This is a genomic window from Secundilactobacillus collinoides DSM 20515 = JCM 1123 (assembly GCF_001435975.1).
Lineage (GTDB): Bacteria > Bacillota > Bacilli > Lactobacillales > Lactobacillaceae > Secundilactobacillus > Secundilactobacillus collinoides.
Window position 1 is genome coordinate 1 of sequence record NZ_AYYR01000015.1, and the last position, 23712, is coordinate 23712.

Genomic DNA, 23712 nt, shown 5'->3' on the forward strand with positions numbered 1-23712 from the left:
ATGTCTAGTCTGAAAGGTCTAGTTGATTAGTGTTGCACTTGAATTTTAAACTGGGCATTTTTTTCGATTCTATCGTGGTATTTTAATTTAATGCCTCTGTTGTGGCGATTTTCTATCCCTCCAAAGTGCGCTCCAAAAAACTGCGAACTTGCCTTGTACTGCAGTCTGCCAGTGTCTTACGCGTCACCTCTTAACCACTTTTCTCTGGCCGCTAAAAAAACGTCATATTCTCATCAAATTTTCTTCAAACTCTTTTAAGTTGTCTTTAAGCTAATCTCTATATAGTTATCAGTGTACTCAAGTACAAGAGATACACGAGTACATCTATCACAGTGATAACTTAAATCCCGAAAGGAAATGCCCATGAAGAAAACGCTAGCTGTTATTCCCGCCCTACTGACTGTAGCCACCATTAGTTTGATGACTTTACGGGCGAGACGACACGCTTAACACCTTAAAGTTACAACCCCTAAACACACACAACCCAATAACACACAAGTAACAAGTTATACAATAGAGGATAACCAACACACACACTTTTCCCCAAAAAGTAAAAAATTTCCTCTACCCCTTTTAAACCTTATAAAAACACCAGCGATCCGCATAGTCGCTGGTGTTTTTGTGTCCGAAACGAACAGCACAGTCTCTGGTTCCTAAAATTCATTTCCAACCCCGTTAACCTGTAACATACAAACGGATGAAGCGTCACGTAACCAGCACACAACAAGTGCGCCAGTTGCATTGCGAACCACTGCGAAACGATGCTAAAGTGCTAGATACACCGTACTATCGCCTGACCACGCAATGTAATGCGCACTTATTTTCTAGATGAACACAATCGTCACATCGCAGGAAACGCATTTATGAAATGCCTACCCATTTTTACAAAATCTGAGTATAATAAGTCCCAAAATCAACTATTGAAAAGAGGCTCACAAATGAATTGTCACACTGGATCAGAACCATGGAATCACGCTGCCGCCCTTTTTATTCGCATGAACGTTTTCGTACAGGAACGGCACATTGCAATCGCTGACGAATTCGACGACAATGATACCCCTGAGATGATTTATGCGGTCTGTTATGCCGATGATGAAACCCCAGTCGCGACTGGCCGTTTTCAAACCATTGATGCCACAACGATGCGACCAGGTCGAATCGCAACGTTAAAAGAATACCGTGGTCAGCATCTGGGTGCTCAAATTATTGCCGCATTAGAAACTGTCGGGCGTGAGAAAGGCTTCAAATCGTCCCTCATTCATAGCGAATTAACCGCGCAAAAATTTTATGAAAAACAGGGTTACCACGTTGTTTCCGACATCTATGAAGAAGAAGGCGTGCCCTGTGTCAACGTTGAAAAAACACTCTAACCAAGCAGCACCTGGTGATATTGATTATTGCAAAGACGAGATGCCGCAAGTAATGCAACATTTTTATAACTATTGTTCATAAACGTGTTGCATACGCACTTAATTTCAGATATGATTTAGGCGTGAGGTGATTTCATGGCAGGTAAAAAGCAAACACTGCTGACTGTTAAAATGGATGCCGACCTGAAACAGCAAACTGAAACTGAACTACGCAATCTCGGCTTGTCCTACCAAACGGCGATTACCCTTTTCTCCCAAGCAATCGTCAAAGATGGGCGTCTTCCGTTTGAAACCCCTAGCGATTTTTTTGAATCAGAACACAATCAGGTCGTGGTCAAAAGTATCATTGATGACCTGATTCAGTGTCAAAAAAAGTCTTCCTCATCGTTGTCACAAAGCCAAAATTAGGGTACTCCCAGACAATTAAAAAGGAATCCACTGCTCATTTGAGCGATGGATTCCTTTTTAATTTGGCAGTTACGACTGAGCTTAGACAGTACTGTCTACATATTTTTGACTAATCAACTGCTATTTAGTTTTTATATGGCATACGGACTTGTTCTGTTATTGGCTGGAGAGTTCTGTAGAAGCAAACTCTGGGCCAAAAAGTCAGGCCCGGACTTTGGGCTTTATTTGCCTGAGTGGTGCTTGCGACGTGGGTTTTGGCCTCATAGAATAAACGAGTTTCGCATGGCAGGGGGCTCCTGCATAAGGGACTCTGAGCCAAAAAGTCAGGCCCGGACTTTGGGCTTTATTTGCCTGAGTGGTGCTTGCGACGTGGGTTTTGGCCTCATAGAATAAACGAGTTCCGCAAGGCAGGGGGCTCCTGCATAAGGGACTCTGAGCCAAAAAGTCAGGATCGGACTTTTCGGCTCAGAGTCCCTTATGCTCCGCCCCCTAGGCGCCTTGCTCCACTCTCTCTCTACCTTGTCTCATTCAACGCCGGCTTATAAACTACCTGATAAATTCCAAGCAGTACAAGGAACACGGCTAGTGAAATCAACATTGATACTCTGGTACTTGCGTTTACCAGCAAGAAGATCAGGACTGCACTGAAGAAGATCAGGCTGGCCCAGTCTGTCAGTGGATAGCCTGGCATTTTAAAGGTTTCAGCACCGGCTGGATTGGCCTGCCGATACCGAATGTGGCACCAGATCAACACGATCCAGACAAGCACGAAGTTGATGGTTGAAACGCCTGAAATGAGGCTGAAGACACTGGCTGGCATGATGTAGTTCAAAACGACGATAATCATCAAAACTAACGTTGAAAAGTTTAGGGAAGCGTTTGGCACCCCATTATCACTCAGCATCATAAAGCGCTTTGGTGCGTTGCCACCGTTACTCAGAGCGTGCAGCGTCCGACTTGTACTAAAGAGACAACTGTTGGTTGCGGAAAGGGCAGCGGTCAGCACGACAAAGTTCAAAATGCCGGCAGCCCCGGTAATACCGATGCTGGAGAAGACCTGAACGAAGGGGCTGGTCGTGGTGGTGATGTCGTTCCATGGGTAAACAGCCATGATGGCAATCATGGAACCGACGTAGAAGAGCCCAATCCGAATTGGCAGACTGTTAATGGCTTTAGGCAGGTTGGCCTTAGGATCGTTGGTTTCCCCAGCGGTCAGGCCGACCATTTCAATACCGACAAAGGCGAAAACGACCATTTGAAACGACATCAAGAAGCCATAGCCACCTGTGGCGAAGAAGCCGCCGTGGCTGACCAAGTTACTAAACGAAGCTGTCTGGCCGTCAACGTGGAAGCCGATGATGGCAAGTGCAAAGCCAACGACCACCAGAATGATAATGGCGGCCACCTTGATCATTGAGAACCAGGATTCCAGTTCCCCGAACATTTTAACGTTGACCTTATTGGTGGCGTAAAGAACGACCAGAATCACAAACGGTGCGATCCATTGCGGTAAGTCCTTGAACCAGAATTTCATGTAGATCCCGGTTGCGGTCAGGTCGGCCATTGCTAAACTGATCCAGCAGAACCAGTACATCCAACCGGTAACGAATTCGAACCGGTCACCCAAATATTGTTTAACGAAATCCAAGAATGAGTGCTTGCTTGTATCAGACAATAACAATTCACCGATCGCCCGCATCATGAAGAAGCAGAACAGGCCGACGATTAAGTATGCCAGAATAATGGATGGTCCCGATGTCTTGATGGCACTACCGGAGCCAAGGAACAGCCCAGTACCAATGGCACCACCAATGGCAATCATTTGAATGTGTCGACTCTGTAACGACCGTGATAATTGTTTCTCACTTTTTTCCTGCATAATTTCTCCTCTTCTTCGATGCTGATCCAAAACGGGACAGAAAAAGGACGTCCCCCATACTACTTCCTAGTACAAGGGGCGTCCTTAACGCTGTTCCACCCAAGTTTCACAGACCCACATATAGATCTGCCTTTTTCGCTGATAACGGTTGCGCAACCTTGATGAAACTGCCATTTATCCGGTATCGGTTCTCAGCGATTCACCGACTCTCTGTCTGTTTCCGTTAACTTGATTCTCATTGTACTTTAATTTTTACAAAGGTCAAGTGCTAATTTTCCGAACGATTCCGCAATTATCAGTTGAAATGTTGCTAATTCGGTACTTATCAGCGATAAAACTTTTTTTAATTTTGGTTCAGACTCACTCGATAGACACCCATGTTAACTTATCTGACCGTCTGTGTCAAAATTGAGAAATAGTGGGCAAGTGTTTTCAGGCACGTCTCTGTTTTATGTCTTTTAAAACCAATCTGAAGCAGGTTCAATTGATTTGTACCCGCCACATCCCTATCATGAACATGTGAACTAATAAACGCTTTAAACAAATGAAAGTTGTCGGGAGCTGATGTCAAATGGATGCATTTAGAAAGTGGTTAGGCACGCCGCGCAAACTAAGCGAAAAGATTCAGGAACGCAAAATATCCTGGCTCGAATTATTTACTGATTTGGCCTATGTGGTCATGCTGCACGCGTTAATTACCAATTATTCTGAGCATCGGGAAACGACCAGTATTTGGGTGTTCCTATTATTTTTTCTGCTCTTCTTCTATATCTGGTCTAACTTTGTCTCCTTCTTTACCCTGCATGGCGATCACAGTGCGCGCACCACACTATTGAACCTGACGCAAATGGTCGTCGTACTATTGCTGACTTCCCGACTATCCCTAGTATTTGAGGGCGAACTCGGCCAGTTTGTCGGCATCTACATTTTCATTCAAGCCCTCCTGATTTACTTGTGGACGTTAGTTGTTCGAGCTGATCCCGAGCATATTGAATCCTCCCGCCTGTATTTAATCACCTGCTGGATCAACCTGGTGCTGCTGCTGGCGGTCGAATTTGTCGGGTCCGAATCCCACAAATTGATTTTACTGGCCATCGTGGTCGTCCTTCAAGTCACGGTTATGCTCGTCAATAGCCACTACCTCACCGCTGAAATGCGCAGACGTAATCTGCCCATTGTGGAATCCGAATCTTCTCAAGAAAGATATGGCCAGCTGATTATGATTGTATTGGGTGAAGCACTGGCACTGATTACTGAAGCCATCATGGGACCGGCATTCATGCATTCACTAGTCTGGTTTGTCGCGTTTATCGTGAACATTATTGGCCTTTGGTGGATCTACTACGCGTTCATGGACAACATTTCACTTCACGTTAAACACGATATTTTCATTGAACTTTTGCACCTTTTCAACGAAATTCTAACCATCATGCTGGTGATTGATATTCTCTTGATGTACCTCTTTCTAGAAAGCCATGCCACCTTCTATATGGGGCTCTATTGCTTCGCGGTTGCAATAACCGTCGCCATCGTCTTCGGCATCAAATGCTTCGCCACACCCCATCGGGATCGCCACCTCTTTCATTTTCTAGGCGCAGAATTAGTGGGGTTTTTCATAGTGGCCAGTATTGGCAGCTGGTTGCCGGCAATAATTGCTATCTGGCTGGTTAATTGCTTCTTGGCAATGATTATTTTTAATGAAGAACGGTATCAGTTGGAGGCCCAGAGAGTGGAGCAAGGCGCCAAGGGGGCGGAGCAGAAGCGACTCTGACCCGAAAAGTCCGGGCCTGACTTTTTGGGTCAGAGTCGCTTCTGCAGTAGCCCCCTGCCTTGTGAAACTCGTTTAGTCTATGAGGCCAAAACCCACGTCGCAAGTGCCACTCAGGCAAATAAAGCCCAAAATCCGGCCCTGACTTTTTCCCCCAAATTCCCTTCTGCAGTAGTCCTTTGCTTTGCAAAACTCGTTTAGTCTATGAGACCCAAAACCACGTCGCAACCACCACAATGACGAAAAAAATCAAAAGTCCGAATCTACCTCTTTATCACAAAGCCAGCGATTCGGTGAATAACTCATTCCCACTCAGTTGCCAAAAAAAAGCCACGTTAAATATATCGCCTCAACCAACCGCAGAAAAGCAAAAATCGAGTAAGCACATGCTTACTCGATTTTTTAGCAATATATCAGCCAATACACACAGGACTGCATTGTGTAGCCGCAACAACGGTCACCCTAGTCTTCCCCCTGACCAAAATCTTGCTTGAAACCGCTAACTGTCTGTAGAAATCGCAGCACGGTTGCCAGATCAGCTTCAGAAAACTGGGCTTCCAGTGTTGCAAAAAGCTGGTCGTTCATTTCATGGTGCATTCGATCATGAATGCGCGCAATTATCTGGCCATCATCGGTTAACGCATAATACCGATTTTTTTTGTTGTCGGCTGCGTGCTGGCTCGTAATCAGCCCCAACTGTTCAAGGCTCTGAGCGGCGCGATAAATACCGCCACGGGTCACATTAAGGTCTTCCGCCAGGTCAATCCCTTTACGCTGACCATTTTCCAAGCCTGATAGGATATGCAAACCGACCACCGATGTTCGCGCCACGATTGGTCGGAGTCGCGCATCTGACAGGTGTTCCTGAAGCCACGTTTTTTCTGAAGTGACGTTATTATCTTGAACGATTGTTTGAAGCACGTTAAAAATTTGATTCACTTGACCATTTGCCATTAATTTGAAACACCCTTTTCTGTGGTAAAGTACCGTTCGTTATTGAGACACCCCATTCTCTGTTAACGCGTGATCAGCAGCCACCGCGATGATGTTCCAGTAGTTGGTGAGATCAGCCTGGAAGAAGAAGTCAGTATCCGCGAGGTCTCGAAGTATTGCGTGCAGTTTAATTGCCAAGGAAATGGTGTTGATCTGCTGCGTCTGATCCGCGGTTGACAAAATCTGACCGCCGAGAATTTCCAGTGTCTTGGGTGAATAATACAGTTTAAAGTATACAGGAACCCCAGCCGCTTCGTCACCTAAAGTTGAAAGCGTTGATTGCGTCACGAACGTCGAACGAACCGGTACCTGCCAAAAATCAGCTAAGTACTGATTTATCCCGGTACTTGCAAAATAGTAGCCGGCCAGTTTAAGACCACTGGCCCCCTGTGAGCCACCTAAGAGATGCTGTTCGCCTAGCAGATTGTGAACTGCGATCTTAGCCTGATGGTGCGCAACGCTAGCGAGTGCCAAACTTATTTTCTTGCCGGTAGCGGCGTACTGTGTTTTCGTCACATCGCCAATTGCATAAACATCGGCAACTTGTGTCTGTTGGCGACTATCTGTTTTGATATAGCCGTCTTCAGTTAATGGTACGACCCCCTGGAGCCATTCCGTGTTTGGACTGGTGCCCGCAGACATGAGAACAAAATCCGCAGCTACGTGCTGACCATCAGCAACGACAGTGTTAACACGCTGACCATCTCCTTCGAATGCTGTGACCTCACTGTTTAAGACTAGGTCGACCCCTTTGTCAATCATGGCATCACTCAGTTTTTGTGCTAATTCTTCATCCAAATATTTTGCTAATAATCTTGAGTTGTGGTCAATGATCGTAATGTGTTTGCCGACCTGAATCAGGGATTCTGCGGACATGAAGCCCACGTAACCGCCTCCGACAATCACAACGTTTTGAATTTCTGGATTCATGATCATTGCCTTATAGTCTTGAATTTGTTGCATGGACAATCCGTGACCGGCTGGCAGGATTCCCTGAAGATCAGTGCCTGGAATCGGTAACTGCAATGCGCGCGACCCTGGTGAAAAAATCAACTTGTCATACTGTTCCCAGTGTGTGTCACCGGAAGTTAACGACTTGATCAGTACCCGGTGGCCATCAGGATCTAATTGAACAGCCTGAGCTTGCCCCGTTAACTGAACATGGTGACGCGCGAGTGCAGACGGTGTCATCGCAAACACTGTCTCAGCATCATCGCTGCGTGTTGCCGACCAATGAATCGCCTGTGCAAGATCAGCCGCATCAAATCCGGCAACCTCAACATTTGAACCAGCATCAATCAATGTCTGAACAGCCTGGCTTCCGCCTTGAGCTAAACCAATAATTACAATTTTCATAGTTACGCCTCCATTAGTTTTGTTGACAGGAATCATTATGCATTAAAAAATGATTCCTGTCAACATTTTTGATTGGGAGGAACCTAACACCCTGAAATCGCCCGTTTCGTTAGCGTTTATGGGAGTCGTTTGGCGACTGTCAAAGACCAACTGAAGACTAAATTCGCTGCCGAAACACTGAACGACCCCAAAAAATGTGCAGGCAATCCCGTTTGCCATAAAACGCAAAAAAGAGCCCCGGAACTAGTATCCATTCAGGATAATGCCTTCCGGGGCACTTAATTTGTCGGGAATGGTCAATCGCCCGCAACACTTTACTGCGACGACCTCTAGCCGACGTGATGCTTTCAGTTCATAATGTCAAATTCGCGACGTTACTTGTTTACGATAAATTTAATGGTCGTCCCTTTATCGCCAGCAATCACGTTGTCTGCAACAATGGTTGCCATCGCGTCACGGGCTTCAACCGTTGCGTTCCCAACGTGAGGAGTCAGAATAACGTTCTTCAAGGTCTTGAAGCCGTCGTCAACCTCCGGCTCCTTTTCGTAAACATCCAGCGCCGCGCTAGCGATCTCGCCGCTCTTTAATGCGTCTAACAGGGCTGCTTCGTCGATGATCGGACCACGACCAACGTTAACGATCGAGGCCGTTTTCTTCATTTGCTTGAAGACGTCAGCATTGAATTGATGATGGTTGTCAGGCGTTTGCGGGGCGTTGATAGAGATGTAGTCACTCGTTTTAACCAGTTCATCGAATGGTTTGTAGGTGACCTTCATCGAGCGTTCCTCAGGGTCAGACAAGCGGTTTGGCTTGTAGTACTGGACGTTCATGCCCAAACCGTTTGCCTTCCGAGCAACGTCGCTCCCGATGTTCCCAAGGCCAACGATACCCAGAGTCTTGCCGGCAATTTCGTGGCCCAGGAAGTACAGTGGTGCCCATCCCGGGAACCCTTCGTGGCGCATCTTTTGATCACCTTCAACAATCCGGTGACTTAGTGCTAAAATTAAACCAATGGTTACTTCAGCAACCGCATTCGTTGAAACCGCAGGGGTGTTGGTTACAGGAATGCCCTTCTCCTTAGCGTAGGCGGTGTCAATGTTGTTGAACCCGGCGCCGAAGTTGGCAATTAATTTCAGTTTTGGCGCAGCGTCAATGATTGCTTTGTCCACCTTGGTTGATAACGGGGTGATCAAAAAATCAATGTCGGCCACTGCCTTAAGCAGTTCATCATGAGAAATTAACCCTTCGCCAGAAAATGTTGACACGTCCAAGCCGTTTTCAGACAACTTTTCAGTGGCAACCTCCGGCAACTTTGCAGATAAATAGACTTTACTCATTATGGTGTCCCTCCTGACTTTTGTTAACGCTTTCATTATCGTCCTATTCATATTAAAATACAATAACGCACTTTTTAGTAACCCTTGAAAGGAAGGTTCAAAAATGACTGATCTGGTTCGAAACGAAGTTCAAGAAAAGCTGATAAATGGCGTTTTCAACTGTCCCAAAGAATTCACGCTTTCCATGTTCAGCGGCAAGTGGAAGATTAATATTATCTACCACTTAGGAAAAGAAGGGGCTTATTATTTTTCTGAAATTGAACGTCTCTTGCCCGCTGCTTCACATAAAGAGCTTTCAGAAAAATTGAAAGAATTGGCTGCCGATGGTCTGGTTAAGCGCACCGAAGTGAAGGATCAACGTATTAAAGTTTCCTATTCCCTGACCCCACTCGGCGAATCCCTGCTCCCCATCGTTAACGCGATGTATGATTGGGGCACCAAACGCTTGCGAGAATTGAAACTGGATGACAAGGCGACCTTTGGCTTGGGTGAAGTGAAACGACCCGCTTCCGAAAAATAATTGTTGCCGTGACTGCTGAACCGCCAATGACCTGCATTCAAGCGGTGCCCGTCTGTCAGCTCAAGTTTGTGGCTCATCCGCCCACAATTGCGTGCCATCCACGTGAGAATTAAATCGTTGTTCATGGTAACGGTTAGACCGCTTGCGTGTCAGCATTGACAGCAACACCGCTACCAGCTAACTTACCGCCAAGCTAGGTTTAATCCTGCACCAGCAGTTGTACGGATAATAACAACACCAAAACAACCACCAAGCACCCGTTAAGGGCTGCCTGGTGGTTGTTTTGGTGGTTCAAATATTAGTCTTCCGATAAGTCGATTTTAATCGGTGCGGTGCCGTCTTCACGGGCTTGCCGCCATTTAGCAACCCGACTCATGAAGCTGGTAAACAAGGCCATTTGCTGGTCGTTGTTCTGAAACATCGTCTCGGGGTGCCACTGCACAGCGGCAATCAAGTCGGTCTGGCGAGTTTCAACCGCTTCGATGACGCCGTCGTTGGCGGTAGCGGTCACCCTGAGTGCCTGTGAGACCTTCTTAACGGCTTGGTGGTGATGGCTGTTCACGAGGATCGGCGAAGCACCGTTCAGGGCAGCGCTGAGTAAGGAATCGTCTTCCACACTGACATGCTGGGTACCCTGGTCCATCGGTGCCTTTTGAAAATGCTGCTGAACCGGATGGTCAATTTGACTTTCAATATCTTGATAGAGGCTGCCGCCCAGTGCAACGTTGATCACTTGCAGGCCGCGGCAGATCCCCATGATGGGAATGTTGCGTTCCACCGCCAGTTTGACCAGTTGAATGCCGCTTTCATCCAGTAAGGCATCCGTATCCCCCAGCTTGGGGTGCGGTTCCTCAACATAAAACCGCGGGGCAACGTCTGGGCCGCCCGGCACTAAAAGCCCATCCAGGAGGTCAATGTAGCTGGCCATTAATTTCGGCTCGCGAGTCGGGATCATAATCGGGACGCCGCCCGCCTTTACAATGGCGGCAACATCTGGTTGGTTCACATTGTTTCTGATAGCGTTGTTGAATTCCCGTGCCTCGGCAGGGATACCAATAATTAATGGTTTGTTCATGATGGCAGCCTCACTTTTTTAAGTTTTATTTCCAATAAGCGTATCGATATAGTGTATCACGTAACAGCGTCGGCTGTACACCAGCAACCTTTGAACTGATCAGCGTTGCCTTGGTGCTTTGATACAGCGGCGTGAATCCTTGATTCTTAGCCAGCATCTTAGCTGCCGCCTGCATGGTGGTGTAACGGGCGGACTCTGATTGTTTATCATCCGTGATGATTTTGATCAGTTTCTCATAGGCAGCGCTGTGGAAACGGCCAAAGTTGATAGCATTGGTGATTGACGCCTTGTTCAGGAAGTCCAGCGGATCTTTAAAATCACTGGTCCAGCCCATCGATGCCAGCTCAAAGCTGCCCTTTTCCATGGCGGCGATCTCATTATTCAGCGGAACAGTCTTCAAACTGACCGTAATGCCCTTCAAATTCTGTTGAATGGCGCTTTGAATGTATTCGCCGACGGACTTGCTGACGTCATCGTCGCTGGTCAGCAGTTCAATGTTCAGCTTCTTCTTGCCTAACTGCTGCTGTGCCTTAGCCCAGTAGGCTTTAGCCTTCTTCACGTTATACGGGTACAGATTCCCAGTATCCGTGTTGAAATCCTTGCCCGTTGACGGATTGCTGAAGTTGCCCTCGGTGACCGCGCTCTTGGCCGCGAGCGACTTATCCTTCAGCACGTTTTTAACCAGGGATTCCCGGTTGATGGCGTAGCTGACAGCCAACCGCAAATTGGTGTTGGTCAGCGTCTTGTGTTTAGAATTCCAGTCGAGGTAAGCTAACCGGTTACTCTTGGTAACGTGGAGTTCCTTCTTGAGTTTGCCAGTAGCTGCCGCCTGAACATGGGTCCCCGTGAGGGTTGTCAGCTGAACGCTGTTTGATGAAAACAAGTTCTGTGCGGTGGAGACATCCTTGACCGTTTGGACGTTGACGGTCTTGATTCGGACATTCTTCTTGCCGTAGTAATCATTATTCTTGGCGTAGGTCCAAGTGTCGCCGGTCCCGGTCCACTTCTTGAGCGTGTACGGCCCGTCACTCAACGTTTTGGCAGCACTGCTGCCGTAGTTGCTGCCGTATTTTTCGGTAAATTTCTTGTTCAACGGATACAGTTCGGTCGCCAACCGGTACTTGAACCACGGCGTTTTAGAAACTAAGGTGATCTGCAGCTTGTGTGCCGATAGCGCCTTCACACCAAGGTCCTTGAGTGGTAATTTGCCGTTGTTAATGGCCGTGGCGTTCTTGATCTCGGCAATGTGGCCGACCTCTTGTGACTTGGTCTTTGGGTCAGCCTGTCGCCGCAAAGCGTAAACGAAATCCTGCGCCGTGACCGCTGTCCCGTTCGACCACTTGGCGTTTTTGCGCAACGTAAAGGTGTACGTCTTACCGCCATTGGTTGGTTTAACGACCTTGGTCGCAATACCCGGTACCACCTTTCCCTGCTTGTTGGTGGTGTATAGGCCTTCGTAGACCTGTGCAATGGCGGCCTGACTCACAACATCGGTCGCCTTAGTGGGGTCGGCCGTTGCCATAGTCTGACTCGCCGTTACCTTTAATGGTTTTGTTTGTGTGCCTGTTTTTTGTGCTCCGGTATTACTGCCCGACTGACCGCAACCGGCCAGCACCAGCAATAATCCAAATACTGAGAGTCCTAACCCGAATTTTCCTCTAGACGTCATCCTATAGCGTCTCCCTTTTTACCACCTGATAGTGCCAAAAAAGTCCCTACTCGTTAGTACGAATAGGGACAAACCAACGCGTTACCACGTCACTGTATCGGGTACGTCCTGCTTGATGAGACACGCATGATCTCTGAACGTAAGTGAGCCGACACTTATCTGACTTCATCCGCCGTAGTAACAACGTGTTGTATGTTTGGTATATCAATGCAATTTGATGCACAAATGTTAAGCTATTTTAATGGTTTTGTCAAACAAATTCTAGTAAAAAGTAAGTGAAAATAGCCAGCACGAATACCGGTAATAGTCGGTTTTGCGGTTCATTTCAAAACTGTCAATTTTTTTGAATTTACGCATTCATTAGTTATCATTTTGATAATATGAAACCTGTTACATTTTCCTATTGTAATCGCTGCAGTAGGCCATTTCGGATACTGTTTTTTGAAACCACACGATATTGGATTCGTCTGCCCTGATGAAGTGTGAACTCCCGTGATCAACGGTGATGACGCCCAAAAACGAATGGGACTCCGCTACAGTCGTAGACGCAGCGCTAATAACCGCATCGTTGTTTTCAGTTTACCAATACCCAAGTCTTTGACTGAGTTCTGCTCGCCGAACGTCCCGCAACGACACACTCGGCGACTGCCGCTGTGTGTCATTGGGATCTTTAGGTCCCGTCCAAGGATACTTTCCCGCCACGGAACTGCTGACACTTTCGTTGCTGGCCGGAGCGTACATGATATCCGTCAAATACGGCGTGTGGTCAAGCCCCAAAGCGTGGCCGAATTCATGGGTGAGTATACCCGCCCAAAATGCGGTATAAGCGGGAGCCGCTTGTTTTTGGATTGCCAGCAGGTCGTGAAAATAATGGGTCCCCTTAGTGTACGCTGCCTGTTTTACCGTTCCAGTTGCGTGTTCATACAGTGTCTTTTGTACCAAGTAGTCGGCCTTAAGTTTCCGGGTGACCGGCGTATTTGCGACTTGGTCGACATAGCTTGCCTCACGCAAATGGGTACTGTTGAGATAGACTATTTGGCCTGTAATTAAACCATCCCACGCCTGACTTGGTTTCGTCGTGACCGTTAACGCGTGGTCAGTCGCGTTCCCCAGTGAAAAAACTTCCTGCCCCAACGCCCGGTTCCAGGTCGTCATCGCCGTCTGAACCAGTGGTTTCAGTCTCGCGGACGGCACATAAACGGCAAGGTGATCGTTGTTGAACCTGCTCACCTGTCCGACAAGATTATATTGTTTCGTCAGGACCGCCCTATTCGCCAAATAATACTGACTCGATTGGTGCAGCAATGCGGTACTCGGCATCAGGTCAGTCCCCAAACTGACCCGCGAATCTGCACGACTGCGGACTGTTGTCCCGCCGCTGATTACAACGCCACCGAGAAGCATCCCGGTGACGAACAGAAAGAAATGCTTTTTCATTTTATTCGCCCCCAAATGCTGTCACGCTCCTATGCTTACCATTTGTGAAAACAGTTTAGCATTTTGTTTGATACTAGGTATTTACGAACGACTTATAATTCACAAACAAGAAACAAAAAGGGGATTACGTTTTATTTACGTAATCCCCTTAACTATTAGCTAACCTTTTTAATTCACATCATGTTTCTTACGGGCAGCACCTAGTCCAAACAAACTCACGATTACACCCAAAATGCCCCATGCCGTGGCCGGTTGCTGCTGGTCACCAGTTTGCGGCAGTTTAGCGGCTGCCTTGCGCTGATTGTGAGTAGTCTGCGTTTTCAGTTCTCCCGTTTCGCCGTTTTGTGCGAACGATGGCGTCGATGCTGTCGCGGCACCACTTACCGGAGTTTGTGCTTGCTGAGAACTGACAGGAGCGAGCGTTGACACTGGTTCGGGTGTGGTCGATGCCAACCGGCTCCCCGTTGGTGATTGATTGGCCGGTGCAGTTTTATTTTGATGAGTGCCCTGGTCGGAATTCCCCAGCGGTTTAACCGTACCGCTGACTGACGCTAGATTGCTTGGGTTGTCGCTAACACCCGTCGTACCGGTTGCCACCGTTTGACCGCCGGTAGCAATCCCGGTGCCGTTGCCGGTGACTGATGATTGATTCTGGTTAACGCCGGGAATATTGTCCTGGTCGATGCCAGGGGTCGGTGTATACGTCACAATCGTGCCCGCAATTACCGTAATCGCGCCAGTCGTGTTCACGTAGGCCGGCACCGTCGCGTGGTCAGCCGTGTAGCCAGCCTTTACAGGAACCGTCACATCAACTAGTTCACCCGTTTTCCCCGTGACACCATCGACGGTCAGCTCGCCTGAATTACTTGGAATCGTGACCGTGGCCGTGACTGTCTTGGGTGTGTAGGCTACCGTTTGTGACGCGTCACCAGTCCCAATCGTGACCGTTGCAGCTGATTCATAACCCGGAATTTCAGGAACTTTAACGCTGCTCCCAGTCGGCCCACTAACGCTGATTGAGCCACCTGTTGAAATTGCCTGTTTCGTATCGCTGTTGATTGGTATGATCGTTACCGTTTGGATCGTTGGCTGATACACAATCTGCATCGACTTGTCCGTTGCTGGAATGGTCACTGTACCCGCCTGATATCCCGGCAACGTAGGCCCTGAAACAGTGGTCGCCGTCTCGCCTTCAACAATCATATTGGTTGCCTCAGGAATGTCGATGAGGGTGCCATCCGCCAAAATCGGAATCACCGTCACCTGTTGGGTCGTCGGCACGTACGCAACGGTGACGGTCCCCGATGCAGGGACAGTCAAGCCAGTCCTATCAGCAGTATAGCCGGGAATATCCGGTGCTGTGATGGCCGTGCCATACTGCCCCGTCTCCGTCACTGGTGCTGCGCTGTTCCCATCCACACCAGTTGGTTGCACAGTGTAGGTCACAGTCTTGCCTGACAAATTAATAACTGCGGTCGTCGCTGCTGTCTGAGGATCAACTAACCCATTTTCAACGCCGACCATGGTGATGACCGTGCCTGTTTTAATACCCGTTTGACCAATGTTAGCAGTGTTTTGCGTTTGACTGCCTGAAGGTATATTCATGAAAACGGTCTTAAGCCTCCCCGTTTCCGAATTCAGAATATCGCTCAGTTTGACACCCTGAATCGTCTCGATGACCTTGCCAGTTGAATCATAGACCGTCACCGTCGCATTATCATAATCATAGTTGGCTGCTGATGGCAGCAGGTCCTTGTTAATCAGGTAGGTCACGTCACCCGCCTGCCAGGTCGTTGTCCCAGTGGTTTGGTTCTTTTGATCACTGAAGCTGAGCGTCCCCGTATCAGCATTGGTCACCACGTTTCCGGATAGTGTGTCTGGATCACCATTAGTCGTCACTTGGATAAGCGGATGCAGCGCCAGAGTGCCCGTCTCTTCGTGGGTCATTTCAACGAGTTTCACTGTCACGTCTGGTGTCGCACCGGCGATAAACACGATGCTCTGGCCCGAACTTTGCCCCGGTGCTAACGCGTAGGTCTTGCCATCTGGTGCTGTGTACGTTGTTCCGTCCGCATCATCCGTAAACGGATAAGTGGTGGTCGTGCCCTCCTGGCCAGAAACTTGGATAGACGCCACAACCTGGTTCGTTGTCGTGTCCAAATATGAGATGGTGGTCATAACCATCCCCTTGGCCACGTAAATAATCGGCGTTGCGACAGTAATTGAACCGTCCGCGTTGACCGTGCCGGCGGCTGTCGTTTGAGTCGTGGTGTAAATCGTCCCGTTCGCATCCGTGTATGTTGTCGGGATTCCGCTGATCGTAACCGCTTGGCCAAACGTGCCTGGGACATCATCGATCTCAAGCGACTGCCCGGCAGTTGTCTGGTCATCTGTTTCCGTCAAGGTCACTGGCACCTGCACGTCGGTCACAGTTGAATTAGGTACGTAGGTCACTAGTACTGTGTTGGCCGCAGATGAACGCGAAACCGTTAAAATCACCGTATCCGTGTTCGATGTCTGGCCGTTCACGGTAATGTTTGCCACGTGGTAGCCCGGAACGGTCGGCACTGTTAAATTGACATCGCCAACGATACTGCCTTCAGCACTTACGGTCACCGTATCGCCGATGTTGACCGTCGCGTTTGACGCCTGCAATGAGTCTCCCGTATCTCCGTTGATTGCGTAATCGATCGTCACCAGTTGCGACTTCACGCTCGCGGTAAAACTGTCGATCGTTGCAACCGTTGTGGCGGTTTGTTCACCATTTGATGAAATCAGGCCGATGGTCGAATCTACCGACGCCGTAAAGGTTTTGGAGATAGTAAAGCCGCCCTGATAGGCCGCGTCATCGTTGCCATACCAAGTGATCGTCAGCGTTCCGCTAACAGTACCGGCAGGCTTGTCGAGGCTGGTGATGTCCGGCGTCCACGTTGCGACAAACCGCTCACCCGCTGCGTTAGCCGTGGTTGACGAGCCGACCGCGCTCGATGGTGAATAGGCCTTAGCGCTGGCTTCATCCGGTGTGACGACGGATCCGTCAGCGTTGGTGGTCACAAACTTGATTACTGCTTGGCTGAGACCTTGGTTGCGAATGGCCGAACCACCAGCACTGGTTTCCTGATTGTCCCCCTGACCGGTAATGTCCAACCCCACACCGTTAACGGGCCGCTGTGCCTCATCTATCCACCGTTGCCCAATGATTTCCAGCGTCCCAGGATCGTTGTCGGTACCATTCGCCGTAGAAACGGGTTCATCCGCAACCTGCGTGTAGCTGACCCCATTGGGTGCCTGTTCCGTTTCAGGTTTGGTGTTGTAGTAGGTGTCCAAAACGGCAGCAATCGAATTGCCAATGCCGCCGATTCCAAACGCGTTGCCAGCACCGCCCTGCGCTAATTCAGCCTGGGTGGCCGATGAAATCACGATTCCCGCACCATCACCGAGTTGCCAGCCACTGTAGCCTTTACCCCAATCTGAGTCGTTATCAGCCTCCACATCCGTCGCATCCGCCGTGACATCGTCGTTTTTACTAAATTTGAACGCGCCCTTTAACTGCCAGCTCTGCGACATATCAACATCGTTATTGAAAATGACGTTGCCGGCTTGGTCTTTGATCCCGTCCTGGGTCAACGTAAAGCTGCCCGCAGTCTCATCCGCTGCGGTCGTTGGCGCGTCACTGGTAAGCGTTGTGCCGTCGTTTTTCACGGTGTTGGCACTCGGGGTAAAATACTGTGCTGACGTGGTCGCATCCGTTGCCGAGACCGTTCTTGCAGCGGCCACCGGGGTTGCGCTGGACTCGCTGCCGTCGCCCTTTAAGGTTGTGTCCACATTGTTTTCAGTTGTGCCCGCACCGGTTGTGTCTTCCTGACCGTCAGTTGGTGTCTCAGTGACTTGGCTTTCAGGTTCCGGCGTTGCAGCACCCGGTGTGTGCGTCGCAGGCGTTTCGCTGGGCTGTCCTGCTTCTGGTGTATTGCTATCCGTCGATGTTGCTGTTGTTCCCGAAGTCTGCTGGGCAACAGCCGTCGTTTCGTCCGAAGCGTGCACCGTTCCCGAATTGCTCATGCCGATTCCAACGCCAAGGGCTGCTGCGACAAGCGTGACCCCTAATAACCGCTTGCTGACAAGCCACCTTGTCTTGGCTTTATATAGTTTAAACTGTGCGTTATCGTTCAAATTTTTTTCCTGTTGCCGATGATTATGTCGACTAAATTTCATAGTAGCCATCTCCCCGATAGATCACGTATTTTAGTTAACAGATATAATAGTAAACCCCATTAAATATTTACCGGCTTAAAGGTAACACGATTTGTATTCTCAGAACCTCGTTTTTGACATTTGTAATAGTTTAGTAATGTTTATGTAATATAGTAATCGCTTATGTGTTTGATTATTTTCTCACGTAAAAATAAGTAAGCCCTAGACGATAATATGTCGGACCGTTTTTAAATCCAAAGATTAGCAGTTTCTTTTTTCACCATACGGCAACGCCAACAACAATTGATTCGCAACATATTAGCGAATCTGTTGTGAATTTATTGTACAAATTCAAGTATTGTCTTTTCACGGTTTCGGTCACAAACTGCTTATTTCATTTTAATCAGTCTCCCAAACATACACGCTTGGTAAGGTCGGGGCTAAAGCGGGGCTGCAAATATTACACTGTCTTTTATCTCCCGCCACGCATGCGCACCCATTTATTGCAAACAAAAAGAACCACGTTACGGGACGGTTTCATAAATCGTCAGTACTGTGATTCTTTTTGTTTTTTTATCTCACGCATTCAGCATTGCCTTTACCGTCCCAGCAATGTCATCACTGCCCGCAATCATTGAGATTACGGACGAGCCAGCCGCGCCGGTCTTGATCACGGCTGACAATTGGTCAACTGTGATGCCGCCGATACCGACCACTGGCCGGGTAGCGAGCGCAACCAGATGCTGCAGGCCGTCTAACCCAATAACGGGGTCAGCGTCTGCCTTGGACCCAGTCGGGAAGACGGGACCACTGCCGTAGTATGCAATACCATCGATCGCATTGGCGGCTGTGATCTCAGCCTCATTTGAACACGACAGACCAATAAACGCCTGGTCACCCAGTTCTGTAATGACGGCTTCAACACCCTCATCCGACTGTCCCACATGGATGCCGTCAGCGTGCACCTGTTTTGCCAGGTCAACATCGTCATCCACGATGAACGGCACGTTGGCTAGTTGACACAGGTCCTTCAAGCGTTTAGCAACCGCCACCCGCGTTTCAGGAGTCAGCGTCGAGCCCTTGCCCTTGTCGCGAAACTGATAGGCGGTGATGCCAGCACGCAATGCGGTTTGTACAACTTCAACCAAGTCCTGCTCCGGCTTCAGGTCCTGGGCTCCGCAGATGAAGTAGGCCTTTAACATATCTGCATTAAAACTAAGCATTGGCGTGCTCCTCTCCGTAAGCCCAGTGATTCAACGGACCATGACCGTGGCCAACCTGAATCGTGTTGCGAATGGCGGCTTCAACGAAGTCCTTTGCGATTCGGATGGCTGTTTCTATATCCTTGCCCTTGGCTAATTCAGCCGTCATGGCGCTGGACAGTGTATCACCAGTCCCGTGAGTCCGAACGGTATCCACCCGCGGAGCGGACAACCAGAAGTCTTTCCCGGACTCCAAAAGCACGTAATCGCGAACGGTATCGGTGTTGCCGTGGCCGCCCTTGATGATAATGTTCTTGGTGCCGGCTGCCTGGAGCTGCTGAGCCGCTTCGCGCATGGCAGCGTCACTCTTGATGCTGAGCCCCGTCAGGCGTTCTGCTTCGGGCAAATTAGGTGTCACAATCGTGGCCAGCGGCAGCAGATCGCGTTTCACAACTTCAATCGCGTCATCTGTCAGTAGTGCTGCCCCACCCTTCGCAATCATGACCGGGTCAACCACGATGGGGCCAAAATCATACTTCTTCAGGTTATCGACAACGATATCCACATGCTCGGCATCCGCCAGCATGCCCGTTTTGCAGGCTTTGATTGCTAAATCATCCGCAAGGGAGGCGAACTGCTCATCAATCAGTTTCTTTGGCAGCGCCATGAAGTCCTGCACCCCCAGCGTATTTTGTGCCGTTACAGCCACGATGACTGCCGTGCTGAATACGCGGTGTTCCTGCATGGTCTTCAAATCGGCCATGACGCCGGCGCCACCGCCGGAATCGGTCCCCGCGATCGTCAACGTTTGGGGAAAGGAATTTACTGTCTCACTCATAGTTCTTGTTCACGCCTTTCAGTCAAATTTCGCAATTTTTTCGATATCGGCAACGGAAACGAGGTGCAGCTCATCCATCAGCTGAGTTGCAAAGGTCCCCGGTCGTTCTTCGCCAAGCTGGTTAGCCACGATCTCACCAGTGGCCGCAAAAACAAGGCAGGCGGTCTGAGCCGCTTCGAAGTAGTCGCCGTCACTCACAGCGCAGAACGCGCCAACAATGCTGCTCAGCATATCACCTGAGCCCACATGGAGTTGGAATAATGGCGTCCCGTTTTGAACACGTACCAGTCGTTCCCCATCAGTGATATAGTCTGTTTCACCGCTTAAAATCACAACGGCATGCTGTTTCTTAGCACATGCCTTAGCGATTTCCGCTAAGTCAGCGTTACCAGAACCAGCATCGATGCCCTTTGCGTCCCAGTCAACATCGGCTAGGGCTGCAATTTCACCGGCGTTCCCGCGAATTACGTCCACTTGGAACTGACGCATCAAGTCACCAGCGACCTGCTTACGATAGCTGATGGCACCAACGGCAACCGGATCCAGAACCAGCGGCCGGTGTTGTGCGTTGGCCGCCTTGCCCATGGCGAGAATGTGATCAACTTGCGGTTTGGAAAAGGCACCCAAATTCAGTGCGACGGCGGAGCTGATGCCCACCATCTCGTCGGTTTCCGCAATCTCTTCTGACATGATTGGTGACGCGCCAATGGCGTTAATGCCGTTAGCCACGTCCTGAACCGTAACAAAATTGGAAATGTTTAACACAACTGGATTTTGTTGCCGAATGTCATCCAATAAACTTATTTTCATGTTGCTAACCTCCGCTACGTGTTTGACACACGTTAATATGGTCTAAAACAACGTTTTGCGCACAAAAAAGGGTCGAGCAAGAACGTCATCCTTGTTCGACCCACTTCCGGTTTCCCGGTCATCGATGAACACGTTCCTACGCAAGCATTACCTTACAGGTTCAAAGGGATAGGCGTTGCGCCATCTCAGCCCCATTACGGGACACCCCTCGTGTTGTTTGTCTTAATCATACCTGTAACCGTTTTACTCGTCAACTTCCGATGTTTCATCAAAATCTGGGTTATCAGGGCTAGATTTACTATTTTGATACTTCAGCGCCAACTTCCCGCTTTGTTTCAGCAGAAAATCTATGGCACTATCTGGCAAAATGCGGCGGGCAAGTACCCCAGCCGGTGCCCCACCACCAACCGCATAACGGGCACGTGGCCGTCTAGCAGTGGCGGCAAAGGTCACTTTGCGGGCAATCACTGATGGTTCGGAGCCAAACTCGCTGAGGGTCTTCAGGAATGCGCCTGCCTCAGCAGAAAGTGGCTGATAAGGGCCGTCGCCCGCGACTTCGGCCAGTTGGTCGGCTGAGATTTTCGCCCAGTCTGATTTGATATTGCCGGGCTCAATGACAATCACCTTAATGCCGAAGTCGGCCAATTCTAGTCGCATAGAATCACTAATGCCTTCCACTGCAAACTTCGACCCAACGTACCACCCGCCAAGCGGATTAGCGATTTTACCATCCACCGAACTAATGTTAATGATCCGACCGGACGCCTGCTGCCGCATGATTGGCAACACCGCCTTCGACATTTCAGTGACGCCAAACACGTTGACGTCAAACTGCTGTCTGGCCTTTTCAAGTGGTACCTCTTCGATGGCGCCAAACAAGCCATACCCTGCATTGTTGACCAACACATCCAGGCGGCCTTCATCCGTCGCAATCTGTTTAACAAGTGATTGAATGCTGTCGGTGTCCGTCACGTCCAAAAACGTCGTGTGAATGCCGAGTGCTTCAAGACCGCTCATTTGATAAACACGTCGCGCCCCTGCATAAACCGTGAATCCGTGTCGGTACAGATGCTTCGCAATTGAAAATCCAATTCCTGATGAGGCGCCGGTTACCAGCGCGACTGGTCGTTTACTTGTCATTGCTAAACCCTCCAGGCTGCGCGGCAACGGAAGGTTGTCGCACGATTATCATTTTTTGAAAGTGGTTACATGTATTATAACCCATTTATTTGCGGCACTAATAAATTACGACTATTTTTCAGAAAACTTCAGGGTGCTTTTATGACTGATTGCCCCAATCCGTCCCATACCGCCGATTGGTCGTGCAACCATAACGCACTCCATCAATTGATGCACGTTGACAAGCTCATTAGTGCCATCACGTGTCATTAAGGGGTCATGCGAACTCGCAAGGTATCACAACACTAGCCCGTTCGAACTTCAGCCCATAGGTACGCGCACGTTTGCGCAAGAAAAAAGAGACAAGCAGCCGTTCAGGGCTAACTCATCTCTTCATTATTGGGTGTCATTTTGACCGTGATCCATCATCATAGGACCGCGTGTTAAACGAACGGCGGACTAGAAGTTAGTCTCGTCCGGATCCATTGCATAGCCGGCCACACCTTTGAAGGCTTCATCCAGCTTGGTCATGTCGTCATGCGCTAAGTTGAAGTCGAAAATGTCGGTGTTGGCTTGAATGTACTGCGTGTGTACAGACTTCGGCAACGGTAAGAACCCGTGCTGGAGTTGCCATCTCAGGATCAATTGAGGAACCGATTTGCCATATTTTTCGGCAATGGCTTGAATGCCTTCGTTGTTGACTAGTTTTCCAGTCCCAAATGGGCTGTAAGCTTCTGTCAAAATGTTGTGGGCGTCGTTATATGCGACCACTTCTGGCTGTAAATCTGATGGGTTAATGAACAATTGGTTGACCATTGGCACAACCTTGGCTGTTTTCAACAGCGCGTCCAGATGTTTTTGCCGGAAGTTGGAGACCCCGATGGCCTTCACTTTGCCTGCTTCATAAGCTTCTTCCATAGCGCGCCATGACCCAGCGTTCATTTCTTCCCAGTTATCACGAAAGGCAACTGGATTTGCCCAGTGGATCAGGTACAAGTTGACGTAATCCAAGCCAAGCTTTGCTAGAGACGTTTCTAGGGCTTTCTTGGTTGCATCATAACCATGATCCGCGTTCCACAACTTGGTTGTTACGAAGAGTTCGTCACGGTCAACGCCAGAATCTTTAATGGCCTTGCCAACACTTTCTTCGTTGCCGTAAGCTGCGGCGGTATCGATATGCCGGTACCCTGCCTTCAAGGCATCCAGAACGGCGTGATAAGCTTCATCACCATCTGCAGATTGCCAGGTACCAAACCCGATAACGGGAATCTTGGTGCCGTTTGCTAACTGATACGTATTCGTTAATGACATGGGGGTTCCTCCTTGTTTCAACGCAATTTTCACACCTATACTAGTGTAGCAAGAGCGCCCGCCAATGCCAATTATTTAGCCTTACGCCATTTCTGGTGCAACCGTTAGCCAATCATATTGAAGCAGCTGGTGCGTGCCCTTAGTAACTGGCACCCAGATTTTTGCTCGGGCAATGTCTTTCAGCGATTGCCAGAACGAGCGGTCCCGTTTGTTGTTAGCGGTTGTTGCGATTTTAATCAATTGGTTCGATTCAGTTTTAGCTGTCAGTTCCTTGTCCGAGACAGAAACAAGTTGAACAGCGATGGTTTCCATATTTTTATCATTGTTGTCAAGTAGCATAGTGGTCATTCCTTCCAAGTTGTTCGTTGCGTTACTTGATTACAAAGACCATTGTAGCGGAGAATTATCTTTTTTCTGTTGATTTTCTGT

The 23712-nt window shown here is 49.0% G+C and carries 18 protein-coding genes and 1 riboswitch; of the genes, 4 read left to right on the top strand and 14 right to left on the bottom strand.

Translation table 11 applies throughout. The annotated features are described in order from the left end of the window. The first annotated feature begins 938 nt into the window (after positions 1-938). Positions 939-1370, top strand: coding sequence for a GNAT family N-acetyltransferase (locus FC82_RS04350; RefSeq protein WP_056996306.1), 432 nt, complete (start codon positions 939-941; stop codon positions 1368-1370). Positions 1371-1505: 135 nt separating this feature from the next. Next, positions 1506-1778: a type II toxin-antitoxin system RelB/DinJ family antitoxin gene (locus FC82_RS04355; RefSeq protein ID WP_054761714.1), complete on the top strand. Its 273-nt coding sequence runs from the start codon at positions 1506-1508 to the stop codon at positions 1776-1778. Positions 1779-2292: 514 nt separating this feature from the next. On the opposite strand, the gene FC82_RS04360 is transcribed toward FC82_RS04355, so the two are convergent. After that, entirely contained in the window at positions 2293-3657 is a 1365-nt protein-coding gene (locus tag FC82_RS04360; RefSeq protein WP_054761716.1) for an amino acid permease, read from the bottom strand. 571 nt (positions 3658-4228) lie between these two features. On the opposite strand from FC82_RS04360, the gene FC82_RS04365 reads away from it, so the two are divergent. Then, positions 4229-5428: a low temperature requirement protein A gene (locus FC82_RS04365; protein ID WP_056996307.1), complete on the top strand. Its 1200-nt coding sequence runs from the start codon at positions 4229-4231 to the stop codon at positions 5426-5428. Between the two features lie 459 nt (positions 5429-5887). Here FC82_RS04365 and FC82_RS04370 read toward each other — a convergent pair whose 3' ends face one another. The 3 genes from FC82_RS04370 to FC82_RS04380 all read right to left on the bottom strand — a co-directional run bounded on the left by FC82_RS04370 (position 5888) and on the right by FC82_RS04380 (position 9111). Next, positions 5888-6379 (bottom strand): MarR family winged helix-turn-helix transcriptional regulator, encoded by a 492-nt coding sequence (locus FC82_RS04370; protein ID WP_056996308.1) that lies wholly within the window; start codon positions 6377-6379, stop codon positions 5888-5890. Positions 6380-6418: 39 nt separating this feature from the next. After that, positions 6419-7774, bottom strand: a complete 1356-nt coding sequence (locus FC82_RS04375; RefSeq protein WP_056996309.1) for an NAD(P)/FAD-dependent oxidoreductase — start codon at positions 7772-7774, stop codon at positions 6419-6421. Positions 7775-8148: 374 nt separating this feature from the next. Next, a complete protein-coding gene (locus FC82_RS04380) occupies positions 8149-9111 on the bottom strand; it encodes a 2-hydroxyacid dehydrogenase family protein (protein ID WP_056996310.1) in 963 nt (320 codons plus the stop codon). Positions 9112-9214: 103 nt separating this feature from the next. Between FC82_RS04380 and FC82_RS04385 the strand changes: the two genes are divergently transcribed. Continuing rightward, positions 9215-9631, top strand: coding sequence for a winged helix-turn-helix transcriptional regulator (locus FC82_RS04385; RefSeq protein ID WP_054761727.1), 417 nt, complete (start codon positions 9215-9217; stop codon positions 9629-9631). Between the two features lie 298 nt (positions 9632-9929). On the opposite strand, the gene FC82_RS04390 is transcribed toward FC82_RS04385, so the two are convergent. From FC82_RS04390 to FC82_RS04435, 10 genes are all read right to left on the bottom strand, one after another. After that, positions 9930-10706, bottom strand: coding sequence for a gamma-glutamyl-gamma-aminobutyrate hydrolase family protein (locus FC82_RS04390; RefSeq protein WP_056996311.1), 777 nt, complete (start codon positions 10704-10706; stop codon positions 9930-9932). Positions 10707-10731: 25 nt separating this feature from the next. Beyond that, the gene (locus tag FC82_RS04395; RefSeq protein ID WP_056996312.1) at positions 10732-12375 is read right to left on the bottom strand and encodes a peptide ABC transporter substrate-binding protein; all 1644 of its coding nucleotides are present in this window, start codon (positions 12373-12375) and stop codon (positions 10732-10734) included. A gap of 579 nt (positions 12376-12954) precedes the next feature. Beyond that, complete coding sequence (locus FC82_RS04400) at positions 12955-13812, bottom strand: M57 family metalloprotease (protein WP_056996313.1); 858 nt, start codon at positions 13810-13812, stop codon at positions 12955-12957. A gap of 168 nt (positions 13813-13980) precedes the next feature. Beyond that, positions 13981-18024 carry a beta strand repeat-containing protein gene (locus FC82_RS04405; protein WP_056996314.1) on the bottom strand — a complete coding sequence of 1348 codons (4044 nt, stop codon included), beginning with the start codon at positions 18022-18024 and terminating at the stop codon, positions 13981-13983. Positions 18025-18581: 557 nt separating this feature from the next. After that, on the bottom strand, positions 18582-19226 hold the full coding sequence (gene thiE / locus FC82_RS04410) for a thiamine phosphate synthase (protein WP_054761751.1): 645 nt from the start codon (positions 19224-19226) through the stop codon (positions 18582-18584). After that, the gene (thiD, locus tag FC82_RS04415) at positions 19219-20043 is read right to left on the bottom strand and encodes a bifunctional hydroxymethylpyrimidine kinase/phosphomethylpyrimidine kinase (protein WP_056996315.1); all 825 of its coding nucleotides are present in this window, start codon (positions 20041-20043) and stop codon (positions 19219-19221) included. The genes thiE and thiD overlap by 8 nt, the downstream gene beginning before the upstream one ends. Before the next feature lie 18 nt (positions 20044-20061). Continuing rightward, the gene (thiM, locus tag FC82_RS04420; protein ID WP_056996316.1) at positions 20062-20853 is read right to left on the bottom strand and encodes a hydroxyethylthiazole kinase; all 792 of its coding nucleotides are present in this window, start codon (positions 20851-20853) and stop codon (positions 20062-20064) included. A gap of 116 nt (positions 20854-20969) precedes the next feature. Further along, a riboswitch (TPP riboswitch) is annotated at positions 20970-21072 on the bottom strand. A gap of 24 nt (positions 21073-21096) precedes the next feature. Next, positions 21097-21993 (bottom strand): oxidoreductase, encoded by an 897-nt coding sequence (locus FC82_RS04425; protein WP_056996317.1) that lies wholly within the window; start codon positions 21991-21993, stop codon positions 21097-21099. A gap of 438 nt (positions 21994-22431) precedes the next feature. Beyond that, positions 22432-23283 carry an aldo/keto reductase gene (locus FC82_RS04430; RefSeq protein ID WP_054761754.1) on the bottom strand — a complete coding sequence of 284 codons (852 nt, stop codon included), beginning with the start codon at positions 23281-23283 and terminating at the stop codon, positions 22432-22434. An 81-nt stretch (positions 23284-23364) separates the two neighbouring features. Further along, the gene (locus FC82_RS04435; protein WP_054761756.1) at positions 23365-23622 is read right to left on the bottom strand and encodes a hypothetical protein; all 258 of its coding nucleotides are present in this window, start codon (positions 23620-23622) and stop codon (positions 23365-23367) included. Positions 23623-23712 lie beyond the last annotated feature (90 nt).